This window comes from Streptomyces sp. NPDC059832 (assembly GCF_042731715.1).
Classification (GTDB): domain Bacteria; phylum Actinomycetota; class Actinomycetes; order Streptomycetales; family Streptomycetaceae; genus Streptomyces.
The window spans coordinates 149,168-164,544 of record NZ_JBHWIY010000002.1; the positions used below are offsets into that span (position 1 = coordinate 149,168).

Annotated in this window: 16 protein-coding genes; 12 read left to right on the forward strand and 4 right to left on the reverse strand. The window is 69.8% G+C overall.

What is annotated here, in order from left to right:
* The first annotated feature begins 6 nt into the window (after positions 1 to 6).
* The gene (locus ACFV8T_RS03085; protein ID WP_385323877.1) at positions 7 to 1,374 is read left to right on the forward strand and encodes an FAD-binding oxidoreductase; all 1,368 of its coding nucleotides are present in this window, start codon (positions 7 to 9) and stop codon (positions 1,372 to 1,374) included.
* A gap of 38 nt (positions 1,375 to 1,412) precedes the next feature.
* On the opposite strand, the gene ACFV8T_RS03090 is transcribed toward ACFV8T_RS03085, so the two are convergent.
* On the reverse strand, positions 1,413 to 1,889 hold the full coding sequence (locus ACFV8T_RS03090) for an SsgA family sporulation/cell division regulator (RefSeq protein WP_385323880.1): 477 nt from the start codon (positions 1,887 to 1,889) through the stop codon (positions 1,413 to 1,415).
* 212 nt (positions 1,890 to 2,101) lie between these two features.
* Here ACFV8T_RS03090 and ACFV8T_RS03095 point away from each other — a divergent pair, with 212 nt between their 5' ends.
* Both ACFV8T_RS03095 and ACFV8T_RS03100 read left to right on the forward strand, forming a co-directional pair.
* Positions 2,102 to 3,694 (forward strand): RDD family protein, encoded by a 1,593-nt coding sequence (locus tag ACFV8T_RS03095; RefSeq protein ID WP_385323882.1) that lies wholly within the window; start codon positions 2,102 to 2,104, stop codon positions 3,692 to 3,694.
* Between the two features lie 110 nt (positions 3,695 to 3,804).
* Positions 3,805 to 4,473, forward strand: a complete 669-nt coding sequence (locus ACFV8T_RS03100; RefSeq protein WP_385323885.1) for an RDD family protein — start codon at positions 3,805 to 3,807, stop codon at positions 4,471 to 4,473.
* A gap of 66 nt (positions 4,474 to 4,539) precedes the next feature.
* Here the strand turns inward: ACFV8T_RS03100 and ACFV8T_RS03105 are convergent, their stop codons facing one another.
* Positions 4,540 to 4,905: a hypothetical protein gene (locus ACFV8T_RS03105; RefSeq protein ID WP_385323887.1), complete on the reverse strand. Its 366-nt coding sequence runs from the start codon at positions 4,903 to 4,905 to the stop codon at positions 4,540 to 4,542.
* A gap of 367 nt (positions 4,906 to 5,272) precedes the next feature.
* Between ACFV8T_RS03105 and ACFV8T_RS03110 the strand changes: the two genes are divergently transcribed.
* Both ACFV8T_RS03110 and ACFV8T_RS03115 read left to right on the forward strand, forming a co-directional pair.
* Positions 5,273 to 7,672: an immune inhibitor A domain-containing protein gene (locus ACFV8T_RS03110; protein WP_385323889.1), complete on the forward strand. Its 2,400-nt coding sequence runs from the start codon at positions 5,273 to 5,275 to the stop codon at positions 7,670 to 7,672.
* A 124-nt stretch (positions 7,673 to 7,796) separates the two neighbouring features.
* Positions 7,797 to 8,132: a hypothetical protein gene (locus tag ACFV8T_RS03115; protein ID WP_385323892.1), complete on the forward strand. Its 336-nt coding sequence runs from the start codon at positions 7,797 to 7,799 to the stop codon at positions 8,130 to 8,132.
* A gap of 36 nt (positions 8,133 to 8,168) precedes the next feature.
* Here ACFV8T_RS03115 and ACFV8T_RS03120 read toward each other — a convergent pair whose 3' ends face one another.
* A complete protein-coding gene (locus tag ACFV8T_RS03120) occupies positions 8,169 to 8,753 on the reverse strand; it encodes an isochorismatase family protein (RefSeq protein WP_385323894.1) in 585 nt (194 codons plus the stop codon).
* A gap of 159 nt (positions 8,754 to 8,912) precedes the next feature.
* On the reverse strand, positions 8,913 to 10,241 hold the full coding sequence (locus ACFV8T_RS03125; RefSeq protein ID WP_385323896.1) for a nicotinate phosphoribosyltransferase: 1,329 nt from the start codon (positions 10,239 to 10,241) through the stop codon (positions 8,913 to 8,915).
* Between the two features lie 78 nt (positions 10,242 to 10,319).
* Between ACFV8T_RS03125 and clpS the strand changes: the two genes are divergently transcribed.
* The 7 genes from clpS to ACFV8T_RS03160 all read left to right on the forward strand — a co-directional run bounded on the left by clpS (position 10,320) and on the right by ACFV8T_RS03160 (position 15,253).
* A complete protein-coding gene (gene clpS, locus ACFV8T_RS03130) occupies positions 10,320 to 10,634 on the forward strand; it encodes an ATP-dependent Clp protease adapter ClpS (protein ID WP_266418690.1) in 315 nt (104 codons plus the stop codon).
* Between the two features lie 61 nt (positions 10,635 to 10,695).
* Positions 10,696 to 11,304 (forward strand): DUF2017 domain-containing protein, encoded by a 609-nt coding sequence (locus ACFV8T_RS03135; protein ID WP_385323899.1) that lies wholly within the window; start codon positions 10,696 to 10,698, stop codon positions 11,302 to 11,304.
* Positions 11,305 to 11,647: 343 nt separating this feature from the next.
* The gene (locus ACFV8T_RS03140) at positions 11,648 to 13,087 is read left to right on the forward strand and encodes an amino acid permease (protein WP_385323902.1); all 1,440 of its coding nucleotides are present in this window, start codon (positions 11,648 to 11,650) and stop codon (positions 13,085 to 13,087) included.
* A 97-nt stretch (positions 13,088 to 13,184) separates the two neighbouring features.
* Positions 13,185 to 13,616 (forward strand): M67 family metallopeptidase, encoded by a 432-nt coding sequence (locus ACFV8T_RS03145; RefSeq protein ID WP_266418696.1) that lies wholly within the window; start codon positions 13,185 to 13,187, stop codon positions 13,614 to 13,616.
* A gap of 166 nt (positions 13,617 to 13,782) precedes the next feature.
* A complete protein-coding gene (locus ACFV8T_RS03150; protein ID WP_256088703.1) occupies positions 13,783 to 13,908 on the forward strand; it encodes a putative leader peptide in 126 nt (41 codons plus the stop codon).
* Positions 13,909 to 14,024: 116 nt separating this feature from the next.
* Positions 14,025 to 14,303 carry a MoaD family protein gene (locus tag ACFV8T_RS03155; RefSeq protein ID WP_266418698.1) on the forward strand — a complete coding sequence of 93 codons (279 nt, stop codon included), beginning with the start codon at positions 14,025 to 14,027 and terminating at the stop codon, positions 14,301 to 14,303.
* Complete coding sequence (locus ACFV8T_RS03160; RefSeq protein ID WP_385323905.1) at positions 14,303 to 15,253, forward strand: PLP-dependent cysteine synthase family protein; 951 nt, start codon at positions 14,303 to 14,305, stop codon at positions 15,251 to 15,253. Before ACFV8T_RS03155 ends, ACFV8T_RS03160 begins: the two co-directional genes overlap by 1 nt.
* Positions 15,254 to 15,377: the final 124 nt, after the last annotated feature.

Below are 15,377 nucleotides of genomic sequence, written 5' to 3' on the forward strand. Positions count from 1 at the left end.
TGGATCATGAACGGTCTTCTCGAACAACTGCGTGCGGGACTGCCCGCCGAGGCGCTGATCACGGATCCCGACGTCACCGCCTCGTACGCCCACGACATGGCGAGCTTCTGCGACGCGGGCACGCCCGCGGTCGTCGTGCTCCCGCGCACGGTCGAGCAGGTCCAGCACGTCATGCGCACCGCCACCGCGCTGCGCGTCCCGGTCGTCCCGCAGGGAGCCCGCACCGGCCTGTCGGGCGCGGCCAACGCCTCCGACGGCTGCATCGTGCTGTCCCTGGTCAAGATGGACCGGATCCTGGAGATCAGCCCGGTCGACCGGATCGCCGTCGTCGAGCCCGGCGTCGTCAACGCGGTGCTGTCCCGGGCGGTCGACGAGCACGGTCTCTGCTACCCGCCGGACCCCTCCAGCTGGGAGATGTGCACCATCGGCGGCAACATCGGCACCGCGTCCGGCGGCCTGTGCTGCGTGAAGTACGGGGTCACCGCCGAATACGTACTCGGCCTGGAGGTCGTCCTCGCAGACGGGCGTCTGCTCACCACCGGCCGCCGCACCGCGAAGGGCGTCGCCGGATACGACCTCACCCGGCTCTTCGTCGGCTCGGAGGGCAGCCTCGGCATCGTCGTCAAGGCCGTGCTCGCGCTGAAGCCCCGGCCGCCGCAGCAGCTGGTCCTGGCCGCGGAGTTCCCGAGCGCGGCGACCGCCTGCGACGCGATCTGCCGGATCATGGAGCGTGGTCACACTCCGTCACTCCTCGAACTGATGGACCGTACAACGGTCCAGGCCGTCAACAAGATGGCCAACATGGGCCTCCCCGACACCACCGAGGCGCTCCTGCTCGCCGCATTCGACACGCCGGACCCGTCGGCCGATCTGGCCGCCGTCGCCGAGCTCTGCACCGCGGCGGGCGCCACCGACGTGGTCCCCGCGGAGGACGCCGCCGAGTCGGAAATGCTGCTCCAGGCCCGGCGGATGTCGCTCACGGCGCTGGAGACCGTCAAGTCGGCCACGATGATCGACGACGTCTGCGTACCCCGCTCGAAGCTCGGCGCCATGCTGGAGGGCACCGCGGCCGTGGCCGAGAAGTACGGCCTCACCATCGGCGTCTGCGCGCACGCGGGCGACGGCAACACCCACCCCGTCGTCTGCTTCGACCACACCGACGCCGACGAGTCCCGGCGGGCCCGCGAATCGTTCGACGAGATCATGGCGCTCGGCCTGGAGCTCGGCGGCACGATCACCGGTGAACACGGCGTAGGAGTCCTGAAGAAGGAGTGGCTCGCGCGCGAGCTCGGCGAGGTGAGCGTCGAACTGCACCGGGGCATCAAGCAGGCGTTCGACCCGCTGGGGCTGCTCAACCCCGGCAAGGTGTTCTGACGGTCGGCGTGCCGGCGGCCGGGCGGAACCGCGCCCGCTCATGCCTCGCCGTCCTGCGACTCGTCCGACGGCCACGGGTCGCGCATCCACAGGTCGTCGGCCGGCAGCGGCGCGAGCAGCTCGGCGAGGCCCTCGTCGATCCCGAGCAGCTCGGCCTCCGTGCCGGGCGGGACCACCCGCAGCGTCCGCTCCACCCAGGCGGCCACCGCGGCGGACGGCACCTCCAGGAGCGCGTTCCCGTCGGGCGAGGTCAGCGCGACGAAGATGACGTTGCGCCGTTCGACCTTGGTCGGCCAGATCCGGACGTCCCCGTGACCGCACGGCCGGAACACCCCCTCGACCAGCAGATCGCGGGCGAACGTCCAGTGGACCGGGTAGTCGGAGCCGATGTGAAAGGCGACGTGCACGGCGTACGGGTCCTCCGTGCGGTACGTCAGACGGGCGGGTACGGGGATGCTGCGCTCGGGCGACAGGACCAGCTTGAGTTCCAGATCGCGTTCCACGACGGTGTGCATGAGTGCGTCCTTCCGGTGCCTGTGGGCCGGTCCCATGACCGGTCCGCACAAGGAGAGAGCGCCCTCCCTGCCATCTATTACGCGACTTCCGAAAAATATTTCCGGGCGACGGGAAAGCGGCCCAAACCCCTGGAGTGGCCCAGGGGTACGCGGGCGTCTGGTAGATGTGGACCCGTTGCATTCAGGCCTCGAAGAGATACGGGACCACGGTGATGAGCGCCCCAACCCCGGCACCCGGTGACGAAAGCCCCCGCGAGGGGTACTACCCCGACCCGTCCATTCCCGGATATGTCCGGTACTGGAACGGTGCTTCGTGGGTGCCCGGCACGAGCCGCCCCGCTCCTCAGCAGGGCGAGTCGATGCCTGTGGCCCCTTCCGGAGCAGAGCCCTCCGCCCCGGCGGCCGAGCCGGAGTCGCAGCCGCAGCCGCTCCCGGCGGTCCCGGCACCGGTGGACGAGACCGGCCCGGTCTTCCTCGACGAGGAGCCGCACGCGGCCAACCGCCCCGAACCGGCCACCGCCTGGCAGGCCGACGCCTCCCGGCAGACCGGATTCGGCGGGGAACGCGACCGACGGGTCTCCTGGGGCGGCCCCGGCCGGCCCGATGAACAGGGCGGCCAGGGTGAACAGGCCCGGCCGTCGGGGCCGGAGGCCGGAGCCGGTACGGAGCCCGGCCACGATCCGCGCATGCCCGCCGACCTCGTCCCGGTGAACCCCGTCCCGGTGAACCCTGTCCCCGTGAACCCAGTCCCGGCCGCCCGGGTGCCGGACGACCGTGCTCCCGCGGTCCGTGCCCCCGCCGACCGTGCCCCCGCGGATCCGCGACGGCCCGCCGCCGCTTCCCCTTCCTCGGAGCCGGCGGACGGTGCGCTGCCGGGCGCGCGGGACGCCGGTGGCCAGGTCCCCGAGCACACCGTGGCGATCCGGGTCGGCCCCCGGCCCGCTCGCCGTGCGCCGGAACCGGCGGCCACGGAGGGGACGATGGCGATCCGCGCGATTGCCCCCGGCGCGGGCGCACAGGCCCCCGCCCCGGCCCCGGCACAGAACCCCGCTCCGGCCCCCGCGCAGAACCCCGCCCCCTGGACGCAGCAGTCCAATCCGCCCGCCCAGCCCCAACTCCCGGCCCAGCAGCACCAGCCTCAACTCCAGCCCCAACCCCAGCTCCAGCTCCAACTCCCGGTCCAGCAGCACCAGCCCCCGCCCCAGCAGCCCCGCCCGCAGTTCGGTGCACAGGGTGCGCAGGGTGCCCAGCCGGACCAGCCCGTCGTGCCCTGGAAGCCTCCGGTCGACGACCCCTTCCAGCAGCTCGCGCAGGCCCAGGCGGCGGCCAGGCCCGCCGGGCTCGGCAAGCGGTTCGCCGCCCGGCTGATCGACACCGTCGTACTGCTGGCGCTCGTCGGCGGGATCGGCTTCCCGCTCGTCTCGCAGGCGCTGGACCACATCGACGAGAAGATCAACGCGGCGAAACTGTCCGGTGAGACGGTCACCGTCTGGCTGGTGGACTCCACCACGGCCGGTCTGTTCGGCGGGGTGCTCGGCGCGTTCCTCGTGCTCGGCGTCCTGCTGGAGGCGCTGCCGACGGCCAAGTGGGGGCGCACGCTCGGCAAGAAGCTCTGCGGACTCGAAGTGCGTGACATCGAGTCCCACGGCGCCCCGGCCTTCGGCGCCGCGCTGCGCCGCTGGCTGGTCTATGGCGTGCTGGGCGTCCTCGTGATCGGCGTGGTCAACGTGCTGTGGTGCCTGTTCGACCGGCCGTGGCGCCAGTGCTGGCACGACAAGGCGGCACACACCTTCGTGGCGGGCTGACTGCACTCATCCGGCCGACGGCCCATCGGGTGAGGGGCCGTCGGGCCGCTCGTTCCCCCGAACGCACCTGAGCCGTTGCGGGCACCCCCGGGGCGGGGTGCACTGCCCCCATGAGCAACGATCAGCCGACGTCCGGTCAGCCGCCCGAGGACGACCCGTTCCTCAAGAAGCCGCACGAGCCGCCGTCATCGGGTTCGCCGTACGACAGCGCTCCGCCGCCCCCGCCGCCGCCGTACGATCCGGGCCCCTTCGGTGGCGGCGGACCGTACGGCGGCGTGGATCCGCTGGCCGGCATGCCCCCGCTCGCGGAGCCGGGCAAGCGCATCCTGGCCCGGCTGATCGATTTCCTGATCATCTCGATCCCGCTCTATCTGATCTCGCTGCCGTGGGGCGGCGCGGTCGAGGTGTCGGACAACACCGGCAACGGCAACGGCAGCAGCGTCGGCGACGTCTTCAGCCAGACGTACAGCGGGCACCAGCTGCTGTGGTCGCTGATCGGCCTGGTCGTCTACGTCGCGTACGACACGTACTTCACGCACAAGGACGGCCGGACCCTCGGCAAGCGGCTGATGAAGCTGCGGGTCGCGATGCTCAACGACGGCCGGGTGCCGGACACCGGTGCTTCGTTCCTGCGGGCCGTGGTGCTGTGGCTGCCGGCGCTGCTGTGCTGCCCGTGCCTGTGGTGGCTGATCAACATCGTGCTCATGTTCACGGACAAGCCGTACCGGCAAGGCCTCCAGGACAAGGCGGCGAAGACGGTGGTCGTGCAGACCAACTAAGGGCTGTCCCTGATCCTCCGTACCGGACGTGGTCCCGGCAGCCGTGCGCGGTCGCGGTTCGGTGGTTCAGTGCCGCAGGGAGTGCTGGCCCACGCGCGCGTCCGCGGCGGGCGCGGAAGGCTGTGCGGCCTCGCGGTGCGCGGGGATCGGGGACTGGACCCCGTCGCGGGCGAGGCCCTCGGCCTCGACGGCCGCGGAGACCGCGTCCTGGTTCACCCGGACCGCGGAGCGGGCCCTCGCCGGCTTCGCGGTTTTCGCGCGTGACGGCTGGGGTACGGTCACGGCCACCAGTAGACCGAGCGCGAGCGCCGCGGTTCCGATGACGGCGATTCCGACGCCCGAACCCGTACGGGAAAGCAGCAGCATCGCGAGGGTCGCGAAGACGACGGTGACCGAACCGTAGGAGAGCTGTGCGGCAGTGGGACGCGGCATGGCGGTATCCGTCCTCGGGGCATCGGATGGGCAGTCTCTCAACACGGTCGCACTGTCAAGCGACTCTACGACGGTGGATGCCCGACAGGGACCACTGGTAAGCACGGCCTAACCCACGGTACTGGTGCACGGGGGGCGCACGGAGTCATACTCCGCTCCAACCGTGGTCCATGACGCACCGGTTGCCCGCTCGATGAACGTCCGGATAACGGAAGCGTTCTCCTGCATAGTGCACTTGGCCTGTTCAAGTCAAGATCTGTCTTTTCTCGCGTAACTCCGGTCGAATGTCGTCACTTGTGACGCGTATTCGCGCGCGGCCCCACATCCCCCTGGCCGCAGCGGCGAGTGCCGGGGAGGACTGCATCAAGTGACCAAGAACAGACGGGCGCTTCGCGCTGCAGCGGTTGTCGTGGCCATGGCCGCCACTGCCGCCACGGCGTCAGCTTTTGCCACGGCCCAGGCAGATGACAAGACGCCGGCAGCCAAGAGCACCACCATCGACCGCCGCGACCCGGGGTCGGCCAAGGGCAACGAGCACGACCTGAAGGGCCCGTTCACCAAGCAGCAGGACGCGCAGCGTCAGGCCGCCCTTGAGCAGGTCATATCGGGCGACAAGAAGATCTCGAAGAAGGGCGGCTCCAAGGTCGTCAAGCTCGACGACAAGAAGTACGTCGAGCTCGGCCGCGAGAAGACCGACAAGATCTTCACGATCCTGGTGGAGTTCGGCGACAAGGTCGACAACACCACCATGTACGACCCGGACGGCGAGGGCCCGAAGCCGCCCGTCCCGAAGTACGGGGGCACGCCCGGCCCGCTGCACAACAAGATAGCCAAGCCGGACCCCAAGAAGGACAACAGCACCGCCTGGCAGGCCGATTACAACCAGGCGCACTTCCAGGACCTCTACTTCGGTTCGGGTGCCGGCAAGGACTCGCTGAAGACGTACTACGAGAAGACGTCCTCCGGGCGCTACTCGGTCGACGGCGAGGTCTCCGACTGGGTCAAGGTGCCGTACAACGAGGCCCGTTACGGCTCCAACTTCTGCGGTGCGACCAACTGCGCCAACGCCTGGGACATGATCCGGGACGGCGTGAACGCCTGGGCCGCCGACCAGAAGGCCAAGGGCCGTACGCCCGAGCAGATCAAGACGGATCTCGCCAAGTACGACCAGTGGGACCGTTACGACTACGACAACGACGGCAACTTCAACGAGCCCGACGGCTACATCGACCACTTCCAGATCGTTCACGCCGGTGAGGACGAGTCCGCGGGTGGCGGCGCCGAGGGCAAGAACGCCATCTGGGCCCACCGTTGGTACGCCTACGGCACCGACGCCGGCGCGACCGGCCCGGCCGACAACAAGGCCGGCGGCACCCAGATCGGTGACACCGGCATCTGGGTCGGCGACTACACCGCGCAGCCCGAGAACGGCGGCCTGGGCGTCTTCGCCCACGAGTACGGCCACGACCTGGGCCTGCCGGACCTCTACGACACCACCAACACCGCCGAGAACTCGGTCGGTTTCTGGTCCCTGATGTCGGCCGGCTCCTGGCTCGGCACCGGCAAGGACTCGATCGGTGACCTGCCCGGCGACATGACCGCCTGGGACAAGCTCCAGCTGGGCTGGCTCGACTACGCCGAGGCCAAGGCCTCGACGAAGTCCACCCACAAGCTGGGCGTGTCGGAGTACAACACCAAGAACAAGCAGGCGCTCGTCGTCACGCTGCCCGAGAAGCCCGTCACCACCGCCGTCACGAAGCCGGCGGAGGGCTCCAAGCAGTGGTGGAGCGACATGGGCGACAACCTCAACAACACCCTCTCCCGTCCGGTCGACCTGACCGGCAAGTCCAAGGCCTCCCTGGACCTTGCGGGCTGGTGGGACATCGAGAAGGACTACGACTACCTCTACACCGAGGTGTCGGAGAACGGCGGCACCAGCTGGACCGCGATCGACGGCACGGCCGACGGCAAGGCGATCCCGCGCGACGCCAGTGACAAGCCGGCCCTGACCGACGTCTCCGGCAAGTACCAGAAGCTCTCCTTCCCGCTGGACGCCTACGCGGGCAAGAAGATCGACATCCGCTTCCGCTACGCCACCGACGGCGGCGCCGGCGGCATCGGTTTCGCGGCCGACACCATCTCGGTCAACGCCGACGGTGCCGCGCTCTTCACGGACAACGCCGAGGGCGACGACAACGGCTGGACCGCCAAGGGCTTCTCCCGCGTCGGCGAGTCGTTCGAGAAGGACTACCCGCAGTACTACATCGCGGAGAACCGCCAGTACGTCAGCTACGACAAGACCCTCAAGGTCGGCCCGTACAACTTCGGCTTCTCCAAGACCCGTCCCGACTGGGTCGAGCACTACCCGTACCAGAACGGTCTGCTCGTCTGGCTCTGGGACAAGTCCCAGAAGGACAACAACGTCTCGGTCCACCCGGGCCAGGGCCTGATCCTGCCGGTCGACTCCCACGCCAAGCCCCTGAAGTGGGCCGACGGCTCGATCATCCGCAACAAGATCCAGCCGTTCGACGCGCCCTTCAGCTGGTACGCGACCGACGCCTTCACGCTGCACAGCGCGGACGCACCGGTCCGGATCAAGTCGCAGCACGGTGTCCCGGCCTTCGACGACCACAAGGGCACCTACTGGTACAAGGAGAACCCGACCGGAAGTGTTCAGGTCCCTGACACGAACACCCGGATCTCGATCGTCAAGGAGCCGCGCAGCGGCTCGACGATCACCGTCAAGGTCGGTCCCTCGCACAAGTAGTCCCGTATAACCGCAGGTCAGAGCATGATCGGCCGTCGCCCTCTAGCGGGCGGCGGCCGATCGTGTTTAGGTGCGTCTTGTTCGGATTCTTATTGACACGACGTCTCACGGGGGAGCGCGGAGTATGGCAGGCGGAGGATTCTGCAAGTTGCCGAACGGCAGTGTGGTGGTGGCGATCACCCTGCCCAGTCCGACGGACGGAGCGGGTCCGGGCACCCCGGTCCGGGTCCTGGTGCACGCGGCCAACCGGGCCCGCGCCCTGACCCGGCTGCGCAACGCGGGCCTGCGCGCGGTCTACCTCCGCGGCAACGCCGAGCCGCCCACACCCGACGAGATCACCGCCGTGCTGCACCACCCCGACGGGCTGCTGTGGCGGGCGAGACCGGAGAAGGCGCAGGAGCTCTGGCACCCGATCCGGGCCCTGGTGCGCCCGGCCATACCCGTACGACGGCCGGCCTGAGGCGCGGGGCCGGCACGGATCGCGGGGCCCGTGCCGCTACACCACCGGCTTGCCGGACAGCTTCACGCCCGCCCTGCGGAGTTCCTCCAGGGCCCGCTCCGTGGTCTCCTCGGCGACCCCCGCGGTCAGGTCGAGCAGCACATGCGTGGTGAAGCCCGCCCGGACCGCGTCCAGTGCCGTCGCCCGCACACAGTGGTCGGTCGCGATGCCGACGACGTCGACCTCGGTGATCCGGCGGTCCCGCAGCCAGTCGGCCAGCCCCACGCCGTTCTCGTCGAGGCCCTCGAAACCGCTGTACGCCGCGGCGTAGGCACCCTTGTCGAACACCGCTTCGACCGCCCCCGAGGCGACCGCGGGCGCGAAGTTCGGGTGGAAGCCGACACCCTCCGTGCCGGCCACGCAGTGCGCCGGCCAGGACTGCTCGAAGTCCGGCTGGGCGGAGAAGTGACTGCCCGGGTCGATGTGGTGGTCGCGGGTGGCCACCACATGGCGGTACCCGGCCTGGGCCTCCCCGATCAGATCGGTGACGGCGGCGGCGACTTCGGCGCCCCCCGCCACGGCGAGGCTGCCGCCCTCGCAGAAGTCGTTCTGAACGTCGACGACGATCAAGGCGCGGTGCATGGCGGGTGTCCTTCGGTGGGGGACGGTCGGCGGTCGTGGGGGGTGTGATTCGAGCCTAGAGACTCCGGTCCCGGATAGGGAGAGGAGGGAACGGAGCCCGCGCGGCGCCCGGGGGTGCGGTGGTGGCCGGGCGCGCCCGCCCACCACCGCACCCCTCGCTCACGCGTACTCCGTGGGGATCACCGGCTCTCCGCGGGACAGCTGCAGCGCCGACATCGGCAGCCCCGCCCGTGCCGCGATGTGCCGCTCGCGCGCCGCGTCCAGCGGCTCCCGGGCGATCACCTCGCCGCCCCTGACCAGCTCGGCCAGCAGCTGCCGGTCGGCCAGCTCCGCGGGCACGGCGCCGGTGCCGACCACCTCCGCCTCGGCCACCCCGTTCTCGTCCAGCCGGCGCGCGGCCCACTTGCGACCGCCCACCGACGACTTCGCGCCGAGCGACTTCTTGGCGACCGGACGCAGCGGCTCCGCGGGGTCGGCGGACCCGGCGCGGGCGACGAGCTTGTAGACCATCGAGCAGGTGGGCTGCCCGCTGCCGGTCACCAGCTGCGTGCCCACCCCGTACGCGTCGACCGGCGCCGCGGCCAGCGAGGCGATGGCGTACTCGTCCAGATCCGAGGTCACCACGATCTTCGTCTCCGTGGCGCCCAGCTCGTCCAGCTGCTGCCGCACCCGGTGCGCGACCAGCAGCAGGTCCCCGGAGTCGATCCGTACCGCGCCCAGCTCGGTGCCGGCGACCTCGACCGCCGTACGGACCGCCTCGGTGACGTCGTACGTGTCGACCAGCAGCGTCGTGCCCCGGCCCAGCGAGTCGACCTGGGCCCGGAACGCGTCGCGCTCGGTGTCGTGGAGCAGTGTGAAGGCGTGGGCGCTCGTCCCGACGGTCGGGATGTTGTAGCGGAAGCCCGCCGCCAGGTCGGAGGTGGTGTCGAAGCCGCCGATGTACGCGGCACGCGCCGACGCCACCGCCGAGAGTTCATGGGTGCGTCGTGCACCCATCTCGATCAGGCCACGCCCACCGGCCGCGGCGGACATCCGGGACGCCGCGGCGGCGATGGCCGAGTCGTGGTTGAGGATCGACAGGATCACCGTCTCCAGCAGCACGCACTCGGCGAAGGAGCCCTCGACCCGCAGGATCGGCGAGCCGGGGAAGTACACCTCGCCCTCCGGGTAGCCCCAGATGTCACCGCTGAAGCTGTAGTCGGCCAGCCAGGCGAGCGTGGGTCCGTCCACGACGTTCTGTTCGCGAAGGAAGGTGAGCATCTCGTCGTCGAAGTGGAAGTTCTCCACCGCGTCCAGCACCCGTCCGATGCCCGCGACGACGCCGTAGCGCCGCCCCTCGGGCAGCCGACGCGTGAACGCCTCGAAGACCGACCGCCGGTCGGCCGTGCCGGCCTTCAGCGCGGCCTGCACCATCGTGAGCTCGTACTGGTCGGTGAAGAGCGCTGTCGACGGCACACCGACCCGTCGCCCAAGGTCCGCAGAGTTCATGTTCCGGATGCTACCCCTATTTCGTCAGAGTGACGAGATCTCGGGTCGTTTGTGCGATGCACCCTCCCGAGTGGCAGCATGGGGTGGGTGAGCGTCGCCCCCACAGAGATCGAGCGTCCCGAATCGGCCGAGGAGACTGTCGTCGTCCCCGAGCCCGACGTCCCCTGGGTGACGCTGGTCCACAACGACCCGGTCAATCTCATGAGCTATGTGACCTATGTCTTCCAGGCCTACTTCGGCTACTCCAAGGACAAGGCGCACAAGCTGATGCTGGACGTCCACCAGAAGGGGCGTGCGGTCGTCTCCAGCGGCAGCCGCGAGGAGATGGAGCGCGACGTCCAGGCCATGCACGGCTACGGGCTGTGGGCCACCCTCACGCAGGACCGCAACTAGACCGATCGTCCGCCGCCCCGCCCGACTCCTGCCCCGCCCGACCCACCATCGGAGAAAACCCATGGCCGGCCACTTCGAGGCCACCCCCGGCGGCGGCGCGGCCGTCGCGCTCGACGAGGTGGAGATCGCGATCCTGCGCTCCCTCGCCGTCCAGCTGCTGGAACTGATCGGCCCCGGCGACGAACCCGCCGAGGGCGCGGACCCGCTCGCCGCCCTCTTCGCGGAGGGGCCCAGCGAACCGCCCACCGATCCCGCCCTGGCCCGCCTCTTCCCCGAGGCGTACGGCGACGAGGACAGCGAAGTGCGGGCCGCCTCCGCCGAGTTCCGCCGCTTCACCGAGAACGATCTGCGCGCCCGCAAGCGCGACGACGCCCTCACCGTCGTGCGCACCCTGGACGCCCTCACGATCGCCGGGAACGGCGGCGCCGTGCTCGAACTCACCGGCGACGAATGCCGCAACTGGCTCGGTGCCCTCAACGACCTCCGGCTCACCATCGGCACCCGCCTGGAGGTCTCCGACGAGGATGAGGACGGGGCCGAGGGCGAGGGCGGGGGCGGCGCCGGATCGCTCTACCGGCTCCCCGACAGCGACCCGCGCAAGCCGATGGTCATGGCCTACCTCTGGCTCGGCGCGCTCCAGGAAACACTCGTGGAAACGCTGATGCCGTAGCGGCGTGCCCCCGGCTTCCCGGGGGTGCGCAGGCCGCGCGTGCGCGTCGGGCGTTCGCTCAACGGACGCTCAAATCCGAATAACGATCCCATCACCTGAATGGTCTTTTTTGCTGCGGCAGGAAACTCTTGTCCGCTTTTTCCTGTGGTGTGCACCACATAATGTCCGGTGGGTCGCCCGGGTGCCCGTGATAAATCTTCACGACCACTCCGGGACGCCACCCCTGTTCCCGAGGGCGCCAGGAGCCGGCAACCACCGGCGGCACTCCATCCATATCCGGGGGGATACAGGACCTGATTCGCAGCCTCAACGGCGCGGATCGGCGTGGAGAAAGGCGCAGCACATGACATCGGCACAGGTCGACAAAGGGCAGGGCGGCCGGCAGGCCGTAGAAGTCGCGGATGCCGGCACGACGGGCGAGGGATACCAGCGGGCCCTCGGCGCCCGTCAGATCCAGATGATCGCCATCGGCGGAGCCATCGGCACCGGCCTCTTCCTCGGTGCGGGAAAGGCAATCGCCAAGGCCGGCCCCAGCCTCATCCTGGCCTACGCCGTCGCGGGCCTGGTGATCTTCTTCATCATGCGGGCCCTGGGCGAACTCCTCATGTACCGCCCGGTCTCGGGCTCCTTCTCCGAGTACGCCCGCGAATTCATCGGCCCCTTCGCCGGATTCGTCACCGGCTGGACCTACTGGCTGTTCTGGGTCGTCACCGGAATCACCGAAGTCACCGCCGCAGCCCAGTACATGACGTTCTGGTTCAGCATTCCCCAATGGGTTTCCGCGCTGATCTTCACGATCATTCTGTACGGCGTGAACCTGATCTCCGTGAAGCTCTTCGGAGAGCTCGAATTCTGGTTCTCCATGGTCAAGGTGACCGCCATCGTCGGCATGATCCTCATCTGCGCCGGAATTCTCACCCTCGGCTTCTCCGACGCCGGGGACACCGCGTCCGTCACCCATCTCTGGTCCGACGGCGGATTCTTCCCGAACGGCATCAAGGGCACCTTGATGACCCTGCAGATCGTGATGTTCGCCTTCCTCGCCGTCGAACTCGTCGGCGTCACCGCGGGTGAGTCCAAGGACCCGAAGACCGTCCTGCCCAAGGCCATCAACACCGTGCCGTGGCGCATCGCCGTCTTCTACGTCGGCGCCCTCATCATGATCCTCTCCGTGGTCCCGTGGACCGAGTTCAAGCCCGGCATCTCGCCGTTCGTCGCCGCCTTCAGCAAGATGGGCCTCGGCATCGGCGCCGGCATCGTCAACTTCGTCGTGCTGACCGCGGCACTCTCCTCCTGCAACTCCGGCATGTACTCCACCGGCCGCATGCTGCGCGACCTCGCGCTCAACGGGCAGGGCCCGAAGTTCTTCACCCGGCTCACCAGGAGCGGCACCCCGCTCGTCGGCACCACCTTCTCCGCCGCCCTGATGCTCGTCGGCGTCTGGATCAACTACCAGTGGCCCGGTGACGCCTTCACCTACGTCGTCTCGTTCGCCACCATCTCCGGCATGTGGGCCTGGATCATGATCCTGATCAGCCAGATCCGCTACCGGCGCCTCGCCGACCGCGGAGCGCTCCCGCAGTCCGGCTTCCGGGCCCCCGGCGCCCCGTACACCAGCATCTACGCACTGGGCTTCATCGCCATGGTCGTCGTGATGATGGGCATCGACAAGGACACCAGGATCTCGCTGTACTGCGCCCCGATCTGGGCCGCCCTCCTCGGCATCTCGTACCTGGTCCTCAAGGCCCGCAACCCCGAGAACAAGGCCTTCGCCAAGAACTGAGCCGCCCCGACCGGCCGCTCCGGCGGTCACGTCCACCATGCGGGCCCCTGCGTACCACACTTCGGTACGCAGGGGCCCGCATGCCTATCCTGGCGAAATGCTGACCATCACCAAGGCGCTCCACGACCAGATCGTCGCGCACTCCCGCGCCGACCACCCCGACGAGGCGTGCGGCGTGGTCGCGGGCCCGGCCGGGACCGGCCGGGCCGAACGGTTCATCCCGATGCTCAACGCCGCCCGGTCGCCCACCTTCTACGAGTTCGACTCGGCCGACCTCCTCAAGCTCTACCGCGAGATGGACGACCGCGACGAGGAGCCGGTGATCGTCTACCACTCCCACACCGCGACCGAGGCCTACCCCTCCCGCACCGACGTCACCTACGCCAACGAGCCCGGCGCCCACTACGTCCTCGTCTCCACCGCCGACACCGACGACGCGGGCCCCTTCCAGTTCCGCTCGTACCGCATCGTGGACGGCGAGATCACCGAGGAGGACGTCGAGGTCGTCGAGGCGTACGAAACCGCCTGACCCCCGTCGTACCGCCTGCCTCACGTCGTACCGCCGGACACCGGCAGGCCGCCCAGCGGCGGACGGGGCCGGACCCACCACGGTCCCGTCCGCCTGTCGAACACCCACCATCCACCAGGTGAGATCACACTCGGGATTACGGACCGGGAATCGATACGATGAGCGCATGGTTCCCCATGACGTGAGCGACAAGACGCCGGGCATGCTGCTCGTCGCGCGCCTGCACGTCGACCTGTGCAGGCTCTCCAGCGCGATCTGTACGTGCCGCCTGCCCGCCGGCCGCAAGGCCTGAGCCGGGCCCGCGGCCCGAGCACCACACACAGCACCACACGTCACGCACCAACCCCCGCGCGGGGGCAGAGCCGCGCGCCCCACGCCACCTCTCCGTTTCCGACAGGAGCCCACGCCATGGCCATCGAGGTCCGCATCCCGACCATCCTCCGCACCTACACCGACGGCGCCAAGTCCGTCGAGGGCAACGGAGCGACCCTCGCCGACCTCCTCACGGACCTGGAGAGCCGCCACAACGGCATCCGCGAGCGCATCGTCGACGGCAACGAACTCCGCCGCTTCGTGAACGTCTACCTCAACGACGAGGACGTCCGCTTCCTCGACGGCATCTCCACCGAGCTCAGCGACGGCGACAACGTCACGATCCTCCCGGCCGTCGCCGGCGGCATGAACTGATGCGGTACGACAGCCCGCTCGCCGCGGTGGGCAACACCCCGCTCGTCCGCCTGCCGCGGCTGTCACCCTCGGACGACGTCCGCATCTGGGCCAAGCTGGAGGACCGCAACCCCACCGGCTCGATCAAGGACCGCCCCGCGCTCCACATGGTCGAACAGGCGGAGAAGGACGGCCGGTTGACCCCCGGCTGCACCATCCTGGAGCCCACCAGCGGCAACACCGGCATCTCGCTCGCCATGGCGGCCAAGCTCAAGGGCTACCGCATGGTGTGCGTCATGCCGGAGAACACCTCCCAGGAACGGCGCGACCTGCTCGCCATGTGGGGCGCCGAGATCATCTCCTCCCCGGCGGTGGGCGGCTCCAACACAGCGGTGCGCGTCGCCAAGGAACTGGCCGCCGAGCACCCCGACTGGGTCATGCTCTACCAGTACGGAAACCCGGACAACGCGGGCGCCCACTACGCCACCACCGGCCCGGAGATCCTCGCCGACCTCCCGTCCGTCACCCACTTCGTGGCCGGCCTCGGCACCACGGGGACGCTCATGGGCGTCGGCCGCTACCTGCGCGAACACAAGCCGGACATCCGGATCGTCGCCGCCGAGCCGCGCTACGACGACCTGGTCTACGGGCTCCGCAACCTCGACGAGGGATTCGTCCCCGAGCTCTACGACGCCTCGGTCCTCACCACCCGCTTCTCCGTCGGCTCGGCGGACGCGGTCACCCGTACCCGCGAACTCCTCCAGCAGGAGGGCATCTTCGCGGGCGTCTCCACCGGCGCGGCGCTCCACGCGGCGATCGGAGTCGGAAACAAGGCCGTCAAGGCGGGGGAGCCGGCCGACATCGTCTTCGTCGTCGCGGACGGCGGCTGGAAGTACCTGTCGACGGGCGTCTACACGGCCCCGACCACGGAAGCGGCCATCGAGACGCTGCACGGCCAGCTCTGGGCGTAGGGCCCCGGACCTGTTCGGCGGAGCACCCCCGAGCAAGACCCAAGGGGGGGGGCGCCCCCCCCCCACCCCCCCACCCCCCCCCCCCCCCCCCCCCCGCCCCCCCCCCCCCCCCCCCACCCCCCCT